17 protein-coding genes and 3 pseudogenes are annotated in these 19,643 nt (G+C 64.1%); 17 read left to right on the top strand and 3 right to left on the bottom strand.

Going from position 1 to position 19,643, the window contains the following annotated elements; genetic code table 11:
- Positions 1–275 precede the first annotated feature (275 nt).
- From Q1L50_RS13635 to Q1L50_RS13580, 12 genes and pseudogenes are all read left to right on the top strand, one after another.
- The gene (locus Q1L50_RS13635; RefSeq protein WP_300339632.1) at positions 276–1,568 is read left to right on the top strand and encodes an RNA polymerase sigma factor; all 1,293 of its coding nucleotides are present in this window, start codon (positions 276–278) and stop codon (positions 1,566–1,568) included.
- Between the two features lie 242 nt (positions 1,569–1,810).
- Positions 1,811–2,241 (top strand): annotated as a pseudogene (locus Q1L50_RS13630) (YciI family protein).
- A gap of 150 nt (positions 2,242–2,391) precedes the next feature.
- Positions 2,392–2,790 (top strand): VOC family protein, encoded by a 399-nt coding sequence (locus Q1L50_RS13625; protein ID WP_300339631.1) that lies wholly within the window; start codon positions 2,392–2,394, stop codon positions 2,788–2,790.
- A 30-nt stretch (positions 2,791–2,820) separates the two neighbouring features.
- Complete coding sequence (locus Q1L50_RS13620) at positions 2,821–3,189, top strand: YciI family protein (protein ID WP_300339629.1); 369 nt, start codon at positions 2,821–2,823, stop codon at positions 3,187–3,189.
- Positions 3,190–3,265: 76 nt separating this feature from the next.
- The gene (locus Q1L50_RS13615) at positions 3,266–4,552 is read left to right on the top strand and encodes a glycosyl hydrolase (RefSeq protein WP_300339678.1); all 1,287 of its coding nucleotides are present in this window, start codon (positions 3,266–3,268) and stop codon (positions 4,550–4,552) included.
- A gap of 12 nt (positions 4,553–4,564) precedes the next feature.
- Positions 4,565–4,822 carry a MoaD/ThiS family protein gene (locus Q1L50_RS13610; RefSeq protein ID WP_300339627.1) on the top strand — a complete coding sequence of 86 codons (258 nt, stop codon included), beginning with the start codon at positions 4,565–4,567 and terminating at the stop codon, positions 4,820–4,822.
- A gap of 71 nt (positions 4,823–4,893) precedes the next feature.
- A pseudogene (locus tag Q1L50_RS13605) lies at positions 4,894–5,076 on the top strand (IS3 family transposase); the annotation flags it as partial.
- Positions 5,077–5,441: 365 nt separating this feature from the next.
- Positions 5,442–7,235, top strand: a pseudogene (locus Q1L50_RS13600) (FAD-dependent oxidoreductase); the annotation flags it as partial.
- Between the two features lie 138 nt (positions 7,236–7,373).
- Complete coding sequence (locus Q1L50_RS13595; protein WP_300339623.1) at positions 7,374–9,212, top strand: 2-oxoacid:acceptor oxidoreductase subunit alpha; 1,839 nt, start codon at positions 7,374–7,376, stop codon at positions 9,210–9,212.
- 1 nt (position 9,213) lies between these two features.
- The gene (locus tag Q1L50_RS13590) at positions 9,214–10,269 is read left to right on the top strand and encodes a 2-oxoacid:ferredoxin oxidoreductase subunit beta (protein WP_300339621.1); all 1,056 of its coding nucleotides are present in this window, start codon (positions 9,214–9,216) and stop codon (positions 10,267–10,269) included.
- A 141-nt stretch (positions 10,270–10,410) separates the two neighbouring features.
- Positions 10,411–11,313, top strand: coding sequence for an archaetidylserine decarboxylase (gene asd / locus Q1L50_RS13585; RefSeq protein ID WP_300339619.1), 903 nt, complete (start codon positions 10,411–10,413; stop codon positions 11,311–11,313).
- Between the two features lie 41 nt (positions 11,314–11,354).
- The gene (locus Q1L50_RS13580; protein ID WP_300339617.1) at positions 11,355–12,125 is read left to right on the top strand and encodes a pentapeptide repeat-containing protein; all 771 of its coding nucleotides are present in this window, start codon (positions 11,355–11,357) and stop codon (positions 12,123–12,125) included.
- Between the two features lie 27 nt (positions 12,126–12,152).
- Here Q1L50_RS13580 and Q1L50_RS13575 read toward each other — a convergent pair whose 3' ends face one another.
- The gene (locus tag Q1L50_RS13575; protein ID WP_300339615.1) at positions 12,153–12,350 is read right to left on the bottom strand and encodes a hypothetical protein; all 198 of its coding nucleotides are present in this window, start codon (positions 12,348–12,350) and stop codon (positions 12,153–12,155) included.
- A gap of 343 nt (positions 12,351–12,693) precedes the next feature.
- Here Q1L50_RS13575 and Q1L50_RS13570 point away from each other — a divergent pair, with 343 nt between their 5' ends.
- From Q1L50_RS13570 to panD, 5 genes are all read left to right on the top strand, one after another.
- Complete coding sequence (locus Q1L50_RS13570; RefSeq protein ID WP_300339613.1) at positions 12,694–13,815, top strand: methyl-accepting chemotaxis protein; 1,122 nt, start codon at positions 12,694–12,696, stop codon at positions 13,813–13,815.
- A gap of 34 nt (positions 13,816–13,849) precedes the next feature.
- On the top strand, positions 13,850–14,503 hold the full coding sequence (locus Q1L50_RS13565) for a deoxynucleoside kinase (RefSeq protein ID WP_300339611.1): 654 nt from the start codon (positions 13,850–13,852) through the stop codon (positions 14,501–14,503).
- A 6-nt stretch (positions 14,504–14,509) separates the two neighbouring features.
- Positions 14,510–15,322, top strand: a complete 813-nt coding sequence (panB, locus tag Q1L50_RS13560; protein ID WP_300339609.1) for a 3-methyl-2-oxobutanoate hydroxymethyltransferase — start codon at positions 14,510–14,512, stop codon at positions 15,320–15,322.
- Between the two features lie 132 nt (positions 15,323–15,454).
- Positions 15,455–16,300, top strand: a complete 846-nt coding sequence (gene panC / locus Q1L50_RS13555; RefSeq protein ID WP_300339606.1) for a pantoate--beta-alanine ligase — start codon at positions 15,455–15,457, stop codon at positions 16,298–16,300.
- 56 nt (positions 16,301–16,356) lie between these two features.
- The gene (gene panD / locus Q1L50_RS13550) at positions 16,357–16,740 is read left to right on the top strand and encodes an aspartate 1-decarboxylase (RefSeq protein ID WP_300339604.1); all 384 of its coding nucleotides are present in this window, start codon (positions 16,357–16,359) and stop codon (positions 16,738–16,740) included.
- A 98-nt stretch (positions 16,741–16,838) separates the two neighbouring features.
- On the opposite strand, the gene Q1L50_RS13545 is transcribed toward panD, so the two are convergent.
- Both Q1L50_RS13545 and Q1L50_RS13540 read right to left on the bottom strand, forming a co-directional pair.
- The gene (locus Q1L50_RS13545) at positions 16,839–18,176 is read right to left on the bottom strand and encodes an NYN domain-containing protein (protein WP_300339602.1); all 1,338 of its coding nucleotides are present in this window, start codon (positions 18,174–18,176) and stop codon (positions 16,839–16,841) included.
- 505 nt (positions 18,177–18,681) lie between these two features.
- Positions 18,682–19,608, bottom strand: a complete 927-nt coding sequence (locus Q1L50_RS13540) for a PEP-CTERM sorting domain-containing protein (RefSeq protein ID WP_300339601.1) — start codon at positions 19,606–19,608, stop codon at positions 18,682–18,684.
- Between the last annotated feature and the right edge of the window lie 35 nt (positions 19,609–19,643).

The following is a 19,643-nucleotide window of genomic DNA, read 5'->3' as shown; positions in this document are numbered from 1 at the left end:
CATCCGAACGGACTTTCGCGATCGCATTGAACGGAGTCGCGCATTGGCGACCGGCCTTCTCCACCGCGGATACCGACACTCCGGCGCTGGTGCGTGTCACCAAGCGTCAAGGGAAAGCGGTGCTCAGGGACAAGCAGCCGATGGGCCGTATTGCCCACCACGACCCGCAGTGGATGGCCCGGAACGCTGGCCCAAGTGCGCCGGGCTGACCCAATCCACGGCTACTGCGCCACGACGATGCTGCTCCCTGTGACCACTCTTTCGGCCGAACGCTAATGAGCATTACTCCGACCGAGCAGCCGCGCGAAGCGATCGACGCAGCGCCGGCGAAGACAAGCGAGCTGATCGACACGGTCTTTCGCGCCGAATCGCGCCGTGTGCTGGCCACCCTGATTCGTTTGCTCGGCGATTTCGACCTTGCCGAAGAGGCGCTGCAGGACGCTTTCAGAGCGGCGCTGGAGCAGTGGCCGTTAGCTGGCGTGCCGGCCAGTCCGCGCGCCTGGCTGGTGTCCACCGGTCGCTTCAAGGCCATTGACGCGCTGCGCCGGAACGCGCGCTTCGAAGCGCTCGACGATCTGGACGAGGCCGGGCAGCGGCTGGCGGTGCTTTCCGATGCCACGGCGCCGACGGACGACCAGCAACTCGAGGACGATCGGCTGCGCCTGATTTTCACCTGTTGCCATCCGGCGCTATCGCCCGACGGGCAGGTGGCGCTGACCTTGCGCGAGGTCTGCGGCCTGACCACCGAGGAAATCGCCAACGCCTTCCTGACGCCGGTTCCGACGCTGGCGCAGCGTATCGTCCGCGCCAAGGCGAAGATCCGCGATGCGCGCATCCCCTACCAGGAACCGTCGCCAGACGACCTCCCGGCCCGGCTGGACAGCGTGCTGCGGGTTATTTACCTGGTGTTCAACGAGGGCTACTCGGCATCGTCTGGAGCAGCGTTGACCCGACACGACCTCTCGGGCGAGGCCATCCGTCTGGGTCGCCTGCTGCGCGAGTTGTTGCCGGAGCCGGAGGTCGAAGGCTTGCTGGCCTTGATGCTGCTGCACGAGTCGCGGCGTGCGGCGCGCACTTCGCCGACCGGCGATCTGATTCTGCTCGACGACCAGGATCGCTCGCTCTGGGAGCGCGAACAGATCGCCGAGGGTGTGGCGCTGGTCGAGCACGCGCTCAGTTCGCGGCGCTTCGGTCCGTATGCGCTGCAGGCGGCGATCGCGGCGGTGCTGGCCGAAGCGCCGAGCACCGCCGCCACCGACTGGCGCGAGATCGTCGGCTTGTACGACGTGCTGCTGCGGGTCGAGCCCTCGCCGGTGGTCGAATTGAACCGTTCGGTGGCGGTGGCCATGCGCGACGGGCCCGCCGCCGGGCTGACGCTGATCGACGCGATCCTGGCGCGCGGCGAACTCGCCGACTACCGGCTCGCGCACGCCGCCCGTGCCGACCTCTGTCGCCGCCTGGGACGACACGATGACGCGCGAGCCGCCTACCTGCGGGCGCTGAGCCTGACCAGCCAGGCGCCCGAGCGGCGTTTCCTGGAGCGACGGCTGGGCGAATTGAGTGCTTGACGAAGCGGCATCATCGGACGGCACGATCCCCGCACGGGGCCGCGGCAACGCTGGCCACCGAAAATATCTCGCCCGCGTGTCGATTCGACGCCCGGCCGATCGACCAGGGAGCAGGAACAGGCTTCTTGCTGTCCGAACGTCTGCGTCGCGGAGTCTTTGCGAATCCCCAGGCGGACCAGCAACGGCGCAGCTTGCGCTGGGCCGCTCGCGTGTTCCGGCCAGCCACCCACAGGAGTCATCACATGCGATACCTGATCATTGTCAAAGCGACCGCCGACACCGAAGCCGGCGTCATGCCAGGCGAGCCGCGGCTGACGGCGATGGCGCAATATCACGAGCAACTGGCCGCCGCCGGCGTCCTGGTCGATGGTTCGGGCCTGCAAGCGAGCAGCAAGGGCTGGCGAATCCGCTACGCCGGCGACCGGCGCAGCTTCGTCTATGGACCCTTCGCCGAGACCAGGGAACTGATCGCCGGCGACACCATCATCCAGGTCACATCCAGGAAAGAAGCAGTCGGCTGGAGCATGCGCTATCCAATCCCGCCGGCGAGGGCCGGGAGACCGAGATCGAAGTGCGCCAGTTCTTCGAGCGGGAAGACTTCGCCTGCGGCGAGGCGATCGATCGCTTCCGCGAGATCGGCGAGTCACAGCGCGCGATCAGCGGCATATTGTAGATGACCAGGCTCGATACCGCCGTCCAGCGACAGGCGTACAACAATGCCTGACGGGGCCGGGCGCCTGGCAGACGACGGCTCGCCTGCCAGGCGCAGCGCCGTGCAGCCACGACCTATTGTCCTGCAGTTCATTCCCGAAGGAGAACGACGATGCCCCACAACCCCATCCGTTGGTTTGAAATCTACGTGCAGGACATGGACCGCGCGAAGAAATTCTATGAGTCCGTCCTGCAGCTCAAGCTCGAAAAACTGAACGCGCCGGCAGGCGAAATGTGGGCCTTTCCGATGCAGAAGGAGCGATATGGCGCGGCCGGGTCGCTGGTCAGGATCGACGGCGTCGCCTCCGGCGGCAACAGCGTCCTGATCTACTTCGCCTGCGACGACTGCGCGATCGAGGCGGCGCGCGTCAGCGAGGCGGGGGGCCGCATCGAGCAGGAGAAAATGTCGATCAACGAGTACGGCTTCATCGTCCTGGCGGTCGATACCGAAGGCAATACCTTCGGCCTGCATTCGATGCCTGCCGACGCGCAAGCGGGCGGCGCCTGCTGACCGACCAACACTGACCAAGGGAAGCCGAAGATGAAATACCTGTGCCTGGTCTATCTGGACGAGAATCGCCTCGACGAACTGCCCGACCACGAATGCGTCGCCTACGACCGGGCCATCCGGCAGAGCGGCCACTGCCTCGCGTCCGAGGCCTTGCAGTCGGTGCACAGCGCGACCACGGTGCGGGTCCGCAACGGCAAACTGGGGGTCACCGACGGTCCCTTCGCCGAGACCAAGGAGCAGCTTGCCGGCTTTTACATGATCGAGGCCCGGGATCTCGACGAAGCGATCCAGGTCGCCGCCGGGATTCCGCCGGCGCGCGTCGGCAGCATCGAAGTACGACCAATCAGGCCAATTCGGGAAAGCGTCGCCGAGGCCGAGGGGCAACACCGGGCGCGCTGAGCAGCACACACTTACCAATCAACAAGCAAGCTGCGGGAAGGAGCAAGCGATGATGGACAACAAGGAACAAACAGTCATGGAAGCGCAGCACCGATCGGCCGGCACGGCGGATTCGCGCCATCTGGTGCTGCTGGTCGCCACGCGCAAGGGCGCGTGGATCTATCACGGCGACCCGGCGCGCGAGAGCTGGCGGGTCGACGGCCCGCACTTTCTCGGCCACATCATCAGCCACCTGGTGCTCGACCCGCGCGATGGACGCACCCTGCTCGCGGCGGCCAAGACCGGCCACCTCGGCCCGACCCTCTTTCGCTCAACCGATCTCGGGCGCAGCTGGAAGGAAGCCGCACGCCCGCCCGCCTTCGCTCCGGCTTCCGACAGCGAAGGTTTGCCCGGCCGCACCGTCGATCACACCTTCTGGCTGACGCCGGGACACGCCGACGAGGCCGACGTCTGGTACGCCGGCACATCGCCGCAGGGGCTGTTTCGCTCCGACGACGGCGGCCTCAGCTGGGCACCGTTCTCGACCATCAACGACGACCCGCAATTCCGGAAATGGATGGGCAGCGCACAGGATGGCACGCCCGACGGTCCGAAGCTGCACTCGATCATCGTCGATCCACGCGATTCCCGGCATCTATATCTGGCGATGTCGGGCGGCGGCGTGCACGAGAGCGTCGACGGCGGCGGGAGTTTCAAGCCGCTGCTCGACGGGCTGGACGTGGTCGAGGGCTTCGATCGTACCGACCCGACGGTCCACGACCCGCACTGCGTCCGCCTTTGCCCGAGCAATCCCGATCGTCTCTATCAGCAGAACCACTGCGGCATCTACCGCCTCGACCGGCCGTCCGAGGTATGGTTGAACATCGGCACGAGCATGCCACCAACGGTCGGCAACGTCGGCTTCCCGATGGCCGTGCACCCGCGCGACGCCGACACCGCCTGGGTCTTTCCGATGGACGGCACCTCGGTCTGGCCGCGCACCAGCCCCGATGGGATGCCCGCCGTCTACGCGACCTGCGACGGCGGCGCCAGCTGGCAGCGTCTTGACACCGGCTTGCCGGCGAGCCAGGCCTGGTGGACCGTGAAACGGCAGGCAATGACCGCCGACCGGCTCGACCCGGTGGGTCTGTACTTCGGCACCAGCAGCGGCGAGCTGTGGATGAGCCGCGACGAAGGCCTGCGGTGGCAGTGCATCGCGCGCCACCTGCCGGAAATCTATGCCGTCGAGGTTGCTGAAGCGGCTGATGGGATGCCGGGAGTCGAAGAAGCCATGGCCAGCGCGATCGCCAAGATGAGCGAGACAGGGACAATCAGCGCAGCGACGACAGCGGCCGAAGCGGCCGACGCCGCCACAGCGGCCTAGCGCGCTCGCCCGATGAAGGTCATCATTCCCAGCGCGCTGCGCTCCTACACCGAGCGTGGCGAGGTCGAGGCCAGCGGCACGACGCTTGCCGCCGTCCTCGCCGACCTCGACCAGCGGTATCCGGGAATTCGCTTCCGGATGATCGACGAGCAGCAGCAGATGCGGCCGCACATCCGCTTCTTCCTTGACGGTGAGCAGTTGCGCGAACTCTCGCGGCCACTGCGCGCGAGCGGCGAGCTGATCATCGTACAAGCACTGAGCGGCGGCTGATGCCGCACAAAAGTGGTCCCCGGAAATCAGACAGTCGTTTACGCTGTGCTCCACCATAGGAGCGAGAAGCGATGAGTGAAGTAACGACACGGAAGGTACATACGCCGGAGTTCAAGGCCGAGGTTGATCTGGAGGCTGTACGCGGGGTCAAGACGATCTATGAAACCGGGCGGGAATACGGCGTGCATCCTGTGCAGGTTGGGCAATGGAAGAAGGCCAGCCAGCAGAATGCCAAGACGCTGTTTGAAGGCAAGCTACTTCACTCCTCGCTTCGTGCTCCCTATGACGGAGCACAGCGTAAACGACTGTCTGATTTCCGGGACCACTATACCCGGTCGATCCGGCGGCCGATCAACCCGCTTAGCGCATCACCCTCTCCCGCCCTCCTCCAGACTCATACCTGAATTGGAAAACTCGGGGAACAAGCGCGGCCGTACCGCCATTGCCCCGCACGGCGCCTTCGGAGCAAGGGCGTAAGGCAGCGGGCGCACCGGCAGGCGACATTGATCGTACTGAAAGACAACCCTTTTCAGGCCTGCCATGGCGCGCTAGTATTGATCCTCTTTCGGGCTCGGCAGTCGTGGCCCCGAACTCGTACCGACGAAAGGATACCCTTGCCTTGAAGCCCACCAATATCGGCGCGCCCGACTACTTCCACAAGGTCGTTGACTGCCAGTGGGCGTGCCCGGCCCACACCCCCGTTCCCGAGTACATCCGCTTGATTGCGGCCGGGCGTTACAGCGATGCCTACATGGTCAACTGGGTGTCGAACGTCTTCCCCGGCATCCTCGGACGCACCTGTGACCGCCCGTGCGAGCCAGCGTGCCGCCGGAGCCGCGTCGAGGACGAGACCGCCGATGGCCGCGAACGCAGGGAACCGGTGGCCATCTGCCGGCTGAAGCGTGTCGCCGCCGATTACAAGGAGGACATCCGCCATCGCCTGCCACCGCCGGCGGCGCAGAAAAACGGCAAGCGCGTCGCCTGCGTCGGCGCCGGGCCGGCGTCGCTCACCGTCGCCCGCGACCTGGCACCGCTCGGCTACGAGGTGGTGATCTACGATGGCGATGCCCTCGCCGGCGGCATGATGCGCACCCAGATCCCGAAATTCAGGCTGCCTGAAGAAGTTATCGACGAGGAAACGGGTTATGTGCTCGGCCTTGGCGTCGACTTCCGGAGTGGCCAGTACGTCAGTTCCTTGAAGCAGCTGCTCGCCGAAGGCTACGATGCGATCTTTGTCGGTTCGGGCGCGCCGCGCGGCCACGACCTCGACATTCCCGGGCGCAAGGAGGCCGCCAAGTCGATCCACCTGGGGATCGACTGGCTGGCCAGCGTCGCTTTCGGCCATACCACCTCGATCAGCAAACGGGTAATCGTGCTGGGCGGCGGCAACACGGCGATGGACTGCTGCCGCTCGTCTCGCCGGCTGGGCGGCGAAGACGTCAAGGTCATCGTCCGCTCGGGCTTCGAGCAGATGAAGGCGAGCCCCTGGGAAAAGGAGGACGCGATGCACGAAGGCATCCCGATTCTCAACAACCTGGTCCCCAAGGCGTTCACGCACATCGGCGGCCGTCTCACCGGCGCCACCTTCGAGAAGGTGCGCGCGGTCTTCGACGCACAAGGCCGCCGTAGCCTGGTACCCACCGGTGAACCGGACGCGCACTTCGATTGCGACGAGGTGCTCGTTGCCGTCGGCCAGGACAACTCGTTCCCGTGGATCGAGCGCGACATCGGCATCGAGTTCGACAAGTGGGGACTGCCGGCGATCGACCCCAGCACCATGCAATCGACGCTCCCGAACGTGTTCTTCGGCGGCGACGCCGCCTTCGGGCCGAAGAACATCATCTGGGCCGTGGCACACGGCCACGAGGCTGCGGTCTCGATCGACCGCATGCTGAACGGCGAGGACATCGCCAGCCGACCCGCGTCGCAAACGTCGCTGATCTCGCAGAAGATGGGCATCCACCAGTGGATCTACGACAACAGCGTCTCCGACGACCGCCGCCTGCGGGTGCCCCTACGCGACCTCAGCGCGGCGCTGAAGAACATCAAGATCGAAGTCGAGCTCGGTTTTGACCCGCAACTGGCTTTCCAGGAAGCGCAGCGCTGTCTGAACTGTGACGTGCAGACGGTGTTCGCGCCCAAGCTGTGCATCGAGTGCGACGCCTGCATGGACATCTGCCCGATGGACTGCATTTCGTTCACCGCCAACGCCGACGAGGAGGACCTGCGGCAACGGCTGCTGGCACCGGCGCTCAACCTGACGCAGGATCTCTACGTCTCGGACTCGCTGAAAACCGGGCGGGTAATGGTCAAGGACGAGGACGTCTGCCTGCACTGCGGACTGTGCGCGGAGCGTTGTCCGACGGGTGCGTGGGACATGCAGAAGTTTCTGTTCGAAACGACCCACGCCGGACCCGGCTGCCGCAATGCCGGCTCGCTGCCACCCTTGCCCGAGCCACCGCACCCCCCTTCGCCCGAGCACAAGCCAAAGGCAAAACAAAAGCCGAAGCCAGCGCCGGCTCCCGACCAGCAAGCCGCCTGAGGAACGACCATGCAGAAAATCGAAGCGGTCAATGATTTCGTCGTCAAATTCGCCAACATCAACGGCTCGGGGTCGGCGTCGGCAAACGAACTCGTCGCCCGCGCCATCCTGCGCATGGGCGTGCCGGTGTCGCCGCGCAACATCTTTCCCTCGAACATCCAGGGGCTGCCAACCTGGTTCGAAGTGCGCGTCACCGAGCATGGCTATCTCGGGCGCCGCGGCGGAGTCGACATGATGGTCGCCATGAACCCGCAAACGTGGGATCAGGATGTCAGGGAGATCGAGCCCGGCGGCTATCTTTTCTACGACAGTACCAGGCCGCTGCCGCGTGCCAAGTCGCGCGACGACATCCATGTCCTGGGCATGCCGCTCACCGAGATCTGCAACAACAGCTACGCCGACCCGCGGCAGCGGACGCTGTTCAAGAACATCATCTACGTCGGCGCCCTGGCGCAACTTCTCGGCATTGACCCCAAAGAGATCGAAAAGCTCTTCGGCGAACAGTTCAAGGGCAAGGAGAAGCTCCTCGATTCCAACGTCCAGGCCCTCAATCTGGGGCGGGAGTACGCGCGCGAGCACCTCAAGCCGATCGGGCTGAGCGTCGAGCGGCGCGACAAGGTTGGCGACCAGATCTTCGTCGACGGCAACACCGCGGCCGCGCTGGGCTGCGTCTACGGTGGCGCGACGGTCTGCGCGTGGTACCCGATCACCCCCTCATCGTCGGTTGCCGAGGCCTTCGTGCGCTACACACAGAAACTGCGCGTCGACCCCGAGACCGGCAGACGTCGCTGTGCGATCGTCCAGGCCGAGGACGAACTGGCGTCGATCGGAATGGTCATTGGCGCCGGCTGGAACGGCGCGCGCTCCTTTACCGCGACCTCCGGGCCCGGAATCTCGCTGATGTCCGAGTTCATCGGCCTGGCCTACTTTGCAGAAATTCCGGCGGTGCTGATCAACGTCCAGCGCGGTGGGCCGTCGACCGGCATGCCAACACGCACCCAGCAATCCGACCTGCTCTCCTGCGCCTACGCGTCGCACGGCGACACCCGGCACGTCCTGCTGTTCCCCGAGGACCCCTACGAGTGCTTCGAGATGTCAGCGCAGGCGCTCGACCTCGCCGAACGGCTGCAGACGCCGATTTTCGTCATGAGCGACCTCGACATCGGCATGAACCAGCGGCTGTGTCGCCCCTTCACCTGGGACGACAGCGTCGAGTACGATCGCGGCAAAGTGATGAGCCACGACGCGCTTGACGCTGGTGCAGACTTCGGCCGCTACCTTGACGTAGACGGCGATGGCATTCCCTACCGGACTTATCCGGGAACGCATCCTACCAGAGGCGGTTACTTCACCCGCGGCACGACCAAGAACGCCTACGCCGGCTACTCCGAAGCCGGCGCCGATTACGTCTACAACATGCAGCGGCTGAAGCGGAAGTTCGAGACGGCCAAGTCACTGGTGCCGCTGCCGGTGCTCACCGCCGCCCGCTACCCGGCGCGTTTTGGCGCCATCTTCTACGGCTCGACCAGTCCAGCGATGCACGAGGCACTCGACGCCCTGGCCGGGCATGGCATCTACATCAACGCCCTGCGCGTGCGTGCCTTCCCGTTCCAGAACGAGATCGCCGACTTCGTCGCGTCGCATTCGAAGGTGATCGTTATCGAACAGAACTTCGACGGGCAGCTGATGACGCTGCTGGTCAATGAGGCAGGAGTCCATCCGGCGAGCCTGATCGCCTTGCGCCACTACGACGGCACACCGATCACCGCGCGCTTCATAACCCAGGAAATTCGCGATCTGGTTTCGCATCTCAACGTTCGTCCGCTCCGGGAAGGCAGGGTCGCTTGACATGACATACCTCGCAAAACCCAGACTCCACCATCCGACGCTGGCCAAGAACCGCGTCGGCTATACGCGCCGCGACTACGAGGGAAAAATCTCGACGCTGTGTGCCGGCTGCGGCCACGACTCGATCTCGGCGTCGATCATCCAGGCTTGTTGGGAGCTCGACATCGAGCCGCACCGCGTCGCCAAGCTGTCGGGGATCGGCTGCTCATCGAAGACCCCGGACTACTTCCTCGGCAACTCGCATGGCTTCAACACCGTGCACGGACGGATGCCATCGGTACTGACCGGTGCCAACCTGGCCAACCGCGAGTTGATCTACCTTGGCGTTTCGGGCGACGGTGACTCGGCGTCGATTGGCCTCGGGCAGTTCGCGCACGTCTTGCGCCGTGGCGTCAACATGACCTACATCGTCGAAAACAACGGCGTCTACGGGCTGACCAAGGGCCAGTTCTCGGCCACCGCAGACAAGGGGTCGAAGTCGAAGCGCGGGCTCGCCAACAACGACACACCGATCGATCTTGCCAGCCTGGCACTGGTGATGGGCGCAACGTTCGTGGCGCGCAGCTTCTCCGGCGACAAGACCCAACTGGTGCCGCTGATCCACGCGGCACTCGCGCACCCCGGCGCGGCAGTAATCGACGTCGTTTCGCCATGCATCGCTTTCAACAACCACTCCGGCAGCACCAAGAGTTATGACTATGTGCGCGAGCACAACGAGGCGGTAAACCGGCTCGATTTCTGGCCGCACCGCGAGGAAATCACCGCCGAATACGGTGAAGGCGAGGTCATCGAAGTTCGCCAGCATGACGGGTCGCTCATTCGCCTGCGCAAGCTGCACGCCGAGTACGACCCAACCGACCGCGTCCGCGCCATGGCCTACATTCAGGAGCACGCTGCGCGTGGCGAAGTGGTGACCGGGCTGCTCTACGTCGACAGTGACGCCTGCGACCTGCACCGTCAGCTCGACACCGTCGACGAGCCCTTGAACACCCTGGGCGCTGCCGAATTGTGCCCGGGGTCGGCGGTGCTCGAGCAGATCAACGCCTCCTTGCGCTAGCGCTGATGTCACTGTAATCGCCCGCCCCCGCCCTGCTCGTTCGAACTTTCCGGGAGCGGGGAGCGCACCTCGGCTCTCGCCGCAGCGCCGTGGCCAGGCCGAACCGGTATAATTGCGCCTCATCGTCTAGCTGGCTCAATCGTGTCCGATCGTCTCACCGTACTGGCGCAGTACCTGCTACCCAAACAGGCTCTCACCACCCTCGCCGGATCGCTCGCCGGCAGCGAAGCGGGCGCGTTGACCACCGCCGTCATCCGCTGGTTTATTCGACGGTACGGCGTCGACCTGAGCGAAGCCGTCGATCCCGACCCGGCCAGCTACAAGAGCTTCAACGACTTCTTCACCCGCCCCCTGCGCGCCGACGCGCGGCCACTCGACGACGCCGACTTCCTGTGCCCGGTGGACGGTGCGATCAGCCAGTACGGAGCCATCGAACGCGATCAGATTTTCCAGGCCAAGGGCCACCGCTACTCGACCACAGCGCTGGTCGGCGGCGACCGCGAACTGGCCGCTCGCTTTGCTGATGGCACCTTCGCCACGCTCTACCTCAGCCCGCGCGACTACCACCGGATTCACATGCCGGTGGCGGGGCGCCTGACACGAATGATCCATGTTCCCGGCGACCTGTTCTCGGTCAACCCGGCCACCGCACGCGGAGTTCCAGGGCTTTTCGCACGCAATGAGCGTGTCGTCTGTGTCTTCGAAGCAGGCTTCGGCAGCTTCGTCCTGGCGCTGGTTGGCGCCACCATCGTCGGCAGCATGGCGACCGTCTGGCACGGCAGGGTCAACCCGCCGCGCGGCGGTGAGATTCGCGAATGGTCGTACCAGGGCCAGCAGATCATTCTCCGGAAAGGCGAGGAGATGGGTCGCTTCCTGCTCGGTTCGACGGTGGTGATGCTCTTCCCGAAAGACGTTCTGACCTTCAATTCAGAGTGGGCGCCGGCCGGTGCGATCCGGATGGGCGAAATCATGGCAAACCGGCCTCCGCAGCCCCGAGAAGTTATCCCGGACCCGGCGGAAGAACTACCGGCTTGCCGACGTTAGGCATAGAATCGGCCATCTTTCCAGCTTGGAGGCCGAGCCTGATGAAGTCCATCCAGGTCCTCGCTGTGCTGTCTCTCGCCGCGACCGTTGCCGACGCGGTCGCGGACGCCTTGCCGACCGGCAACTGTGCGGCGCCGCAAGCGGCGACCGACCTCTCGCAGTGCGATTTTTCACGCCAGAAGCTGATCGGGAAGAACTTGCGCGGCGCGCGCCTGGCCGGAGCCCAGATGGAGAGTGCGGACTTCCGACAAGCGGACCTCGGCGGCGCCGATCTGCATGGAAGCAACGCCAAATGGGCGAATTTCGCCGGCGCCGACCTGACCGGTGCAGACCTGCGCGATGCGGACCTGTTTCACGCCACCTTCGACGACGCCAGGCTCGCCGGCGCCACCCTGCGTGGCGCCAATTTGTTCGGCGCAAACCTGATCAACGCCAGTGCCCAGCGGGCCGACTTTTCCGGTGCCTACCTCAAGGACACCTTGATGGAAGGTATTGACCTTTCCGGTGGCTCGATTCGTGACTGCTACGCCCTGCGCGGCGTCTTTTCAGATGCACGCCTGGTTGGCACCGACCTGTCCGGAGCCGACCTGACTGGCGCGGCCATGGATCAGGTCGACTTCTCGAACGCGACGCTCAAGGGCACCCGGCTAGCCGGTGCAACCTTGCGGCACGCGGTATTCAATGGCGCCAACCTCGACGCTGCGAACTTTGCCAATGCCGACCTCTGGGACGCCAACTTCGCCAACGCGCGGAATCTCGACGATTCGGTGCGCGCCGCACTTGCCGAACCCTTCGTGGTCAGGGGTCGCTGAACAGCGACTCCGGACCGGTGGAAGCGGCTAGTCATGGCGACGATAACCGGGATTCCAGTAGTGCCGGCCATAGTAGGGCCTGGCCGGAACGACAACGGCTGCTGGCGGGTAGGCATAGGCGCCATAGGCGCGCGGCCCGCCGGCAAAGACGGCCGGTTCGGCAGGAACGAATACACAGCCGGTCGAACCGGCAATGACGACCAGCGCCACAATCGAGGTCTTCATGTGAATCTCCAGGGAGTTATGGCTGACTAACGCGCCAGCAGCCGATCGGTGTCGACCAGGCGGGAGCACCAGCTTGCCGACCGGCACCGCGCGCAGACCCTCGAGCCGCACTGCTGTGTCAAGAACTTTGTCGCGACGGTCGGCAGCGAACGATTGAGGCAAGGCTCCGATCACCGGTTCCCGGCCAGGCCTGCTCGTTGGCGCCCTTTTTTGCACCCGGCAGGCGCTCAAACCTGACCATCCGGGCCTTGCTCTGTGTATCCTAGAGCCCGTTTGACTTCGGCGGCTGTTTTGACAGCCGCGCAGCCCCTGGCATCAACCTTCTTGCAATCAGGAGAACCCAGTGATTTTCGGAAGTGGCGAGAAAGTTCGTGCCCTCGAGCGGCGCGTCACGGAGCTGGAAAGGCAGAATCAGAGCCTGCGCGATCAGCTCAATTCAGTTGAGACTCAGCGCAACGAGTACGTGCAAGCTGCCAACACCGCTGCGCAAGCCAGCAGCGCACTGCGGCGACTGTTTGTCTCGTTCCAGTCGTATCGCGAATCGCTTGCCAAGTCACAACAGACCCTCGCCGCGCTGGCCAATCGCCTGCGAGACGAAAAGAAAGCGACAGTCGCCGCCGCGGCAATCGCCTCAAGCGGTCGCCAGGCCGTGCACACTATCAGTACCGAGTTGAACCAACTCGCTGCTGACTCACGAAGCGCCCTAGACAAGGTCATCAGCCTACAGGGCAACACCAAGCAGATCGGCGGGATCGTCAAACTAATCAAGGAAATCGCCGACCAGACCAACCTTTTGGCGCTCAATGCAGCCATCGAAGCGGCCCGCGCGGGCGAAGCCGGCCGCGGTTTTGCCGTCGTCGCCGACGAGGTCCGCAAGCTCGCCGACCGCACAACGCACGCCACCAGCGACATTTCAAGACTGGTGACCCGCATTCAGGACGAGACTGTCTCGGCGCAGGCGAGTATCCACGGGCTGGCCGAGCAATCAGACTCGTTCAGCGACCAGGGGCAGCAGGCGTCGGTGGCCATCGGCGGCATTACCAGTCTGGCAAGCAAAGTGGAAAGAACCGTCGGCGTCGCTGCCCTGCGCAGCTTCGTAGAGTTGGCCAAGATCGATCATCTGTTGTTCAAGTTCGACATCTACGAGGTATTGATGGGCACTTCCAGCAAGAACGCCGTTGACGTTCCCGACCACACCGCCTGCCGGCTGGGTAGATGGTATTACGAAGGCGAAGGCCAGACCTGCTGCTCGAAACTTGATGGTTTCCAGGCAATCGACGCGCCGCACGTGGATGTTCACCGGTTTGGCCGCGCTGCCGTCGAAGCGTATCGCGGGGGCGACCTTGCGACCGGGGTGGACGCCGTCGAAAAGATGGAAGCCGCCAGCATGACCGTGCTCCAGAGCCTGGAAGAGATGGCACAGGACGGCGAAGCCAGACCAGACACCCTTTTCGTCGAACACTGATCCGGCACTCCTGGCCGCCTCTTGCCGCCTCTTCATGTCAGCACGCAATACCCTTACCGTAGCCCGCCACGTCGTCGTCGAAGGACCGATCGGCGCAGGCAAGACCGCTCTCGCCCGACGCCTGGGTGCGCATGTGGACGCGCAACTGCTGCTCGAGCAACCCGAGCTGAACCCATTCCTGAGTCGCTTCTATCAGGATCAGCAGCGCTTTGCGCTGCAGACGCAGTTGTTCTTCCTGTTTCAGCGCCTCGACAAGCTACGCGAGCTCACGCAACCCGATCTCTCTAGCCGTCCGGTGGTCGCCGACTACCTGCTCGAAAAAGATCCGCTGTTCGCCCTGCTGACCCTCAGCGACGAAGAGTACGGGCTCTACCGCAAGGTCTACGAACAGCTCTCGCCAACGGCCGCGACGCCGGATCTGGTGATCTACCTGCAGGCCAGACCGGAAACGCTGATCGCCCGCGTGCGCAAACGCGGCGTCGACATGGAGCGACGGATTGGCGACGCTTACCTCACCGTCCTGGCCGAGAGCTACATGCATTTTTTTCACAGCTACGACGCAGCGCCTGTGATGGTGGTCAACTCGGAAAACCTCAATTTCGTCGACTCCGACGAAGACTTTCAGCTGCTCGTCAAGCGCATCGAGGCGATGCGCGGACACCGCGAATATTTCAACCGGGGAGAGTAGAAACCCATGTCCACTCACGTTGCGACGCGCCGCCTGACGCACCTTGACCTCGCCAGGATGCGTGCCAAGGGCGACAAGATCGCCGTACTCACCTGTTACGATGCCAGCTTTGCGCAGCTCTGCGATGCCGCCGGCGTCGACGCGCTGCTGATCGGCGACTCACTCGGCATGGTCTTGCAAGGCCACGATTCGACGCTGCCGGTGACACTCGCTGATGTCATCTACCATACCGCGAGTGTCGCCCGCGGCAGCGCCCGGCCGCTGGTGATTGCCGACATGCCTTTCGGCAGCTTCCAGGAGAGTCCGCAGCAGGCGCTGCGCAATGCGGTGGCGCTGATCGCCGGCGGCGCGCAGATGGTCAAGCTCGAAGGTGGTGTCGAGATGGCCGAAACGACCCGCTTCCTGACTACCCGCGGGATCCCGGTCTGCGCGCATGTGGGACTGACGCCACAGTCGGTGCACCAGATCGGCGGCTATCGCGTCCAGGGCAAGGATGACTCCGGCGCCGCCAGGTTGCTTACCGACGCCCTCGCCCAACAGGATGCCGGCGCCACCTTGATCGTCATCGAAGCCATCCCCGAGGCCCTGGCGGTAGAACTCACCGACCGGCTGGAGATCCCGACGATCGGCATTGGTGCCAGCCGGGCGTGCTCGGGGCAGGTACTGGTACTGCACGACATGCTCGATATCTCGGCCGGCAGGAGGGCACGCTTCGTCAGGAACTTCATGGCCGGCCAGCCATCGATCGCGGCAGCCATTGCCGCCTACGTCAGCGCCGTCAAGGACGGCAGCTTCCCGGGCCCGGAACATTGCTACTGAGCGAGTGGAGCGCCGCGCCGACGGTCGGAAACCAGCGTTTACCGACCATTTCTTGATGCAGCACCAACCACCCGCCGACCGCTCCCCCCGGAGCATCGCCCCGCGGCAGTTTCACTAGAGGTCCGGCAAACCATGCAGATTCACCCCTTGATCTCCGACCTGCGCCTCGCGCTCAAGAACCGTCCTCGCATCGTCCTGGTGCCGACAATGGGCAACCTGCACGCGGGCCACATCGCGCTGATGACGCAAGCGCGCGCGCATGGCGACACCGTGGTCGCCAGCATCTTTGTCAATCGCCTGCAGTTCGGGCCCAGTGACGACTTCGAGCGCTATCCGCGCACCTTTCAGGACGACTGCGACAAGCTCGCCGCAGCCGGCGTCGACCTGCTGTTCGCACCCAACGAGGCCGAGCTTTACCCCGAGCCCCAGGAATACTACATCGAACCGCCGCAGATCCAGCATCAGCTCGACGGCGAGTTCCGTCCGGGGCACTTTCGCGGGGTAGCGACGGTGGTACTCAAGCTGTTCAACATTGTGCAGCCACAAGTCGCGCTGTTCGGCAAGAAGGATTACCAGCAACTGCTGGTGTTACGCAATATGACGCGCCAGATGGCTCTGCCGATCGCCATCGTCGGCGGCGAGACGGTCCGCGCCGACGATGGTCTGGCACTGTCCTCGCGCAACGCCTACCTGTCGGCCACGGAGCGTGCCGAGGCACCACGACTGCAGCACGTCCTCCAGCGGATCTGCAGCGCGGTGCGCGCCGGCGAAAGGGAGTTTGCTCAGCTTGAACGCGAAGCCGCAGCCGAACTCGATCAGCATGGCTGGAAAACAGACTATGTCGCCATTCGTCGGCAGGCCGACCTGCAACCTCCCAGGCATCCGGCAGAGCAGTCGCTGGTGGTCCTCGCAGCCAGCCGTTTGGGAGCGGCGCGGCTCATCGACAATGTCGAAATCAATGCCGGCAGTGGCCGTTGACAGGCAGCCATTAGCCGCTACAATGCCCTTCCCCAACTCAAAACCCCGGTGATTCCATGCAGAGGACAATGCTGAAGTCGAAGCTGCACCGCGTCAGCACGACGCACGCCGAGCTCCACTATGAAGGTTCATGCGCGATCGACGAGGACCTCCTGGATACGGCGAACATTCGTGAGTACGAACAGATCGACATCTGGAACGTGAATAACGGCGAGCGCTTCACAACCTACGCATTACGCGCCGAGCGCGGATCGGGCGTGATCTCGGTGAACGGCTCGGCAGCGCGCCGCGCCGCGCCGGGAGACATCCTGATCATCGCCAGCTTCGCGGTGTATAACGAAGTCGAACTCGCCAAGTACGCCCCGCAATTGATCTACGTCGATACCCAGAACCGGATTGTCCGCGTCGCCGGCACGATCCCGACGCAGGCAGCCGCCTGAAGGCACCGGCCTGCTGACGAAGAAGCCGCGACTCGCGTCGCGGCTTCTTCGTTTTCAGCGCGCTGTGGATCGCGACGAGAAATCGCGGCAGCTACGAATCAGACCGTGTCCCCTACCACCTTAGGCTTGCGTGGCCGGCGAGCGCGCGCCGCCGGTTTCCTGGCCGGCGCTATCCCTTCACCATCGACAGCGCCGGTGCTCGACTCTGGATCGTCGCCGCTGTCGCCCGGCTCGGCGACCGCCCCGTCGTGCGCGCCAGGCTGCGGCTCGCTCGCTGGTCTCGCCACCGTCGCGACAAAGCGTGCTGGCTCAGACGGTTCTGGCAAATCGCTCGGCACAGGCGACAGATCTACGCCCGCCGGCGCCGCTTCCGGCGCCGCTTCCGGCGCCACCTCGGCGCTTTCGACCGCCGTTTCTGCTGCCTTGAGCACCTTCGCCTCGCGGAGTCGCTTGACGCCCTTGTCCACCGCCTTCCGCCGGCCCGGCGCCTTGCGACGCGCATCCGCCTGATCGGCCTGCCCGTCGGCAAGGACACTCTCTTCGGTTGCCGTCATCAGTGGTGCCACCGGCTCCGACGCGGTGAGCGGCTCGCCGACAGACTCGGCGCGCACGCCAACGCCATTGCTCCGATGAACGTAGGTGCCCGACTTTTCGTCGCGACCGATCTCGAGCAGGCCGCGTGACTGCGCTTCCTCGAGCAGGTTGCCGAAAGCGCGGAAGCCGTAATACGACTCGTTGAAATCGGGCTTTCGCCGCTTGATCGCCTCCTTGAGCATCGACGCCCAGATCTTGCTGCTGTCGCCACGCTCGCCGACCAGCGCGTCGAAGGTGGCCACCGCCAGTTCGACCGCCTTGGTTCGGCGCGCCTCGAGTTCATCCCTGCGCTGCGCATCCTCTTCGGGCGAGCGCCTGGCCACCGGCTGCGCTTCCTTCGAATCGCGCCGCGCCGAACGCTGGATCTCGCGCACCAGATCGTCATAGAAAATGAACTCGTCACAGTTGGCGATCAGCAGGTCCGAAGTTGACTGCTTGACCCCGACGCCGATCACCGACTTGGCGTTCTCGCGCAACTTGGAAACCAGCGGCGAGAAATCGGAATCGCCGCTGATGATCACGAAGGTGTCGACATGCGACTTCGTATAGCACAGATCGAGTGCATCGACGACCAGCCGGATGTCGGCCGAGTTCTTGCCTGACTGACGCAGGTGCGGTATTTCGATCAGCTCGAAGTTGGCCTCGTGCATCGCCGCCTTGAAGCCTTTGTATCTCTCCCAGTCGCAATAAGCTTTCTTGACGACGATGCTGCCCTTGAGCAACAGCTTCTCCAGTACCGGTTTGATGTCGAACTTTTCGTACTTCGCATCGCGAACGCCAAGGGCGACGTTCTCGAAGTCACAATAGAGCGCCATGATGGCGGTTTCGGGCGCTACGGCCATGGTTCTTTCTCTCCACAGATGGCTGCGCCACGCTTCGATGTGGCGGCTTGATGTCGCCGGAAGGCGGTATAAAGCGTCGGAATGGTCTTCTCTTGCGGCACTCGCGCCTGCCCGAAACTCCGCGACAGGCGAGTGACCAATGATCCGGAGTCGACGTTCGCTCGGAACACTTGCCGAGGTCGGAACCTAAAGTTCTTTCGGGATGGTAAACAAATGCCTGCAGGAAGCAAGGAAAAGGTTAGCTCGGACGAATTGGCGCAGTGCCGTGCGGCCGCTTGCCAGGCTCCGCGTCGCCGCTGCTTGACATCAGAGTGCCATTTCTTAAGGCGCAGGCCGTCTCCGAACGCGGATGGAAAACACCAAGGAGCCCACCAAGGAGCCGTTGCGTCTCGGCCGGTTTCACCCCTCCGGCGGAACAGCGTGCGGTGCTGGCTGAGCGGCCGGCCGAGAAAGTGGCAAGCAGCTCCGGGACCGGAGCTACTCGTGTCCGCTCAACTGTCGGTCGTCAGGCGTTCTTGCGGCGCAAGCTCCCCGCCAGCCCAATCAGAGCCAAGCCCAACAAAGACAGCGTCGCCGGCTCGGGAGTCGGGTTCGGGTCGGGACCGGGCCCGACCTGAGTGGCATTGAGGATATTGATGTTCCAGGCGGTCGCCAGATCCTGTGGCCAATAGTAGTATCCCGGCCAACTGCCATCGCCTGCATTCTGGCTGTTTACCAGGTACTGGCTGTAATCCTCCCACCAGTTCCAGATATCGTTGGGATCGTCCTTTATCTGATTCGCGCCGGTGTAGAAGAAATTGGTAATTTGAGAACCGGTCAGGCCGATGGTCGATTCCAGTCCCTTGTAGACCGACCACATTGCGTACGGTTGACCCATGTTGCCATTCCAGCCGTTAGGGCCATTTTGCCAGTTGGCGTCCAGATATGCCAGGGCGCCGGCCTTGTCGCTGAGGTCCGCTGCGCCGCTACTGCTGCCGTTGTAGCCGGTGAAGGCCATTTCGACCAGCAGACCGCCAGTCTTCGACTCGCTGACCGGCGCGCCGCCGCCACAGGGGGAGTCGTAACCCGAACCGCCGTTGCTGCTGCACTGGATATAGTCGATCCAGTACCGCAATTCATCCTTGACGAACAGCGGTACGGTGACCCCGGGAACCTGCTCCGCAAACAACATGCCAATCGCCGGCCACTGAGCCGTGGACCCGTCCGACTGTTCGGTTGAAGGGGTATACCGCCACCCGCCACGAAAGCCCGGGTTCCCGGCAGCCGCCGCGCTGTTGACGTTGGATTGACCGTTAGCGAACATGTCCACCGTGTCCTGAATAACTTCAGATTTCCTGATCTCGGGTAGAGTCGAGATGTGGCGCGATAGCCGTAGGTTCGGCTTGTCTGTTTCCGTCCCTTTCGTTTGACGGTGCCCAAGTAGCCTGGCCATAGCTTCGTTTCCACATCCCGCTCATCGAACCGGAC

Origin of the sequence: Accumulibacter sp. (assembly GCF_029255145.1) — a bacterium.
GTDB lineage: Bacteria > Pseudomonadota > Gammaproteobacteria > Burkholderiales > Rhodocyclaceae > Accumulibacter.
Note: the sequence above shows the minus strand (reverse complement) of the source record. Positions and strands in the feature narration are given on the sequence as shown.

Coding starts and splice junctions, on each gene's coding strand:
- Q1L50_RS13590 (WP_300339621.1), top strand. CDS start 9,214: ATGACATACCTCGCAAAACCCAGACTCCACCATCCGACGCTGGCCAAG.
- Q1L50_RS13580 (WP_300339617.1), top strand. CDS start 11,355: ATGAAGTCCATCCAGGTCCTCGCTGTGCTGTCTCTCGCCGCGACCGTT.
- Q1L50_RS13595 (WP_300339623.1), top strand. CDS start 7,374: ATGCAGAAAATCGAAGCGGTCAATGATTTCGTCGTCAAATTCGCCAAC.
- Q1L50_RS13545 (WP_300339602.1), bottom strand. CDS start 18,176: ATGGCCGTAGCGCCCGAAACCGCCATCATGGCGCTCTATTGTGACTTC.
- Q1L50_RS13635 (WP_300339632.1), top strand. CDS start 276: ATGAGCATTACTCCGACCGAGCAGCCGCGCGAAGCGATCGACGCAGCG.
- Q1L50_RS13610 (WP_300339627.1), top strand. CDS start 4,565: ATGAAGGTCATCATTCCCAGCGCGCTGCGCTCCTACACCGAGCGTGGC.
- Q1L50_RS13575 (WP_300339615.1), bottom strand. CDS start 12,350: ATGAAGACCTCGATTGTGGCGCTGGTCGTCATTGCCGGTTCGACCGGC.
- Q1L50_RS13540 (WP_300339601.1), bottom strand. CDS start 19,608: ATGGCCAGGCTACTTGGGCACCGTCAAACGAAAGGGACGGAAACAGAC.
- panC (WP_300339606.1), top strand. CDS start 15,455: ATGCAGATTCACCCCTTGATCTCCGACCTGCGCCTCGCGCTCAAGAAC.
- Q1L50_RS13615 (WP_300339678.1), top strand. CDS start 3,266: ATGGAAGCGCAGCACCGATCGGCCGGCACGGCGGATTCGCGCCATCTG.
- Q1L50_RS13565 (WP_300339611.1), top strand. CDS start 13,850: ATGTCAGCACGCAATACCCTTACCGTAGCCCGCCACGTCGTCGTCGAA.
- Q1L50_RS13620 (WP_300339629.1), top strand. CDS start 2,821: ATGAAATACCTGTGCCTGGTCTATCTGGACGAGAATCGCCTCGACGAA.
- panB (WP_300339609.1), top strand. CDS start 14,510: ATGTCCACTCACGTTGCGACGCGCCGCCTGACGCACCTTGACCTCGCC.
- panD (WP_300339604.1), top strand. CDS start 16,357: ATGCAGAGGACAATGCTGAAGTCGAAGCTGCACCGCGTCAGCACGACG.
- Q1L50_RS13625 (WP_300339631.1), top strand. CDS start 2,392: ATGCCCCACAACCCCATCCGTTGGTTTGAAATCTACGTGCAGGACATG.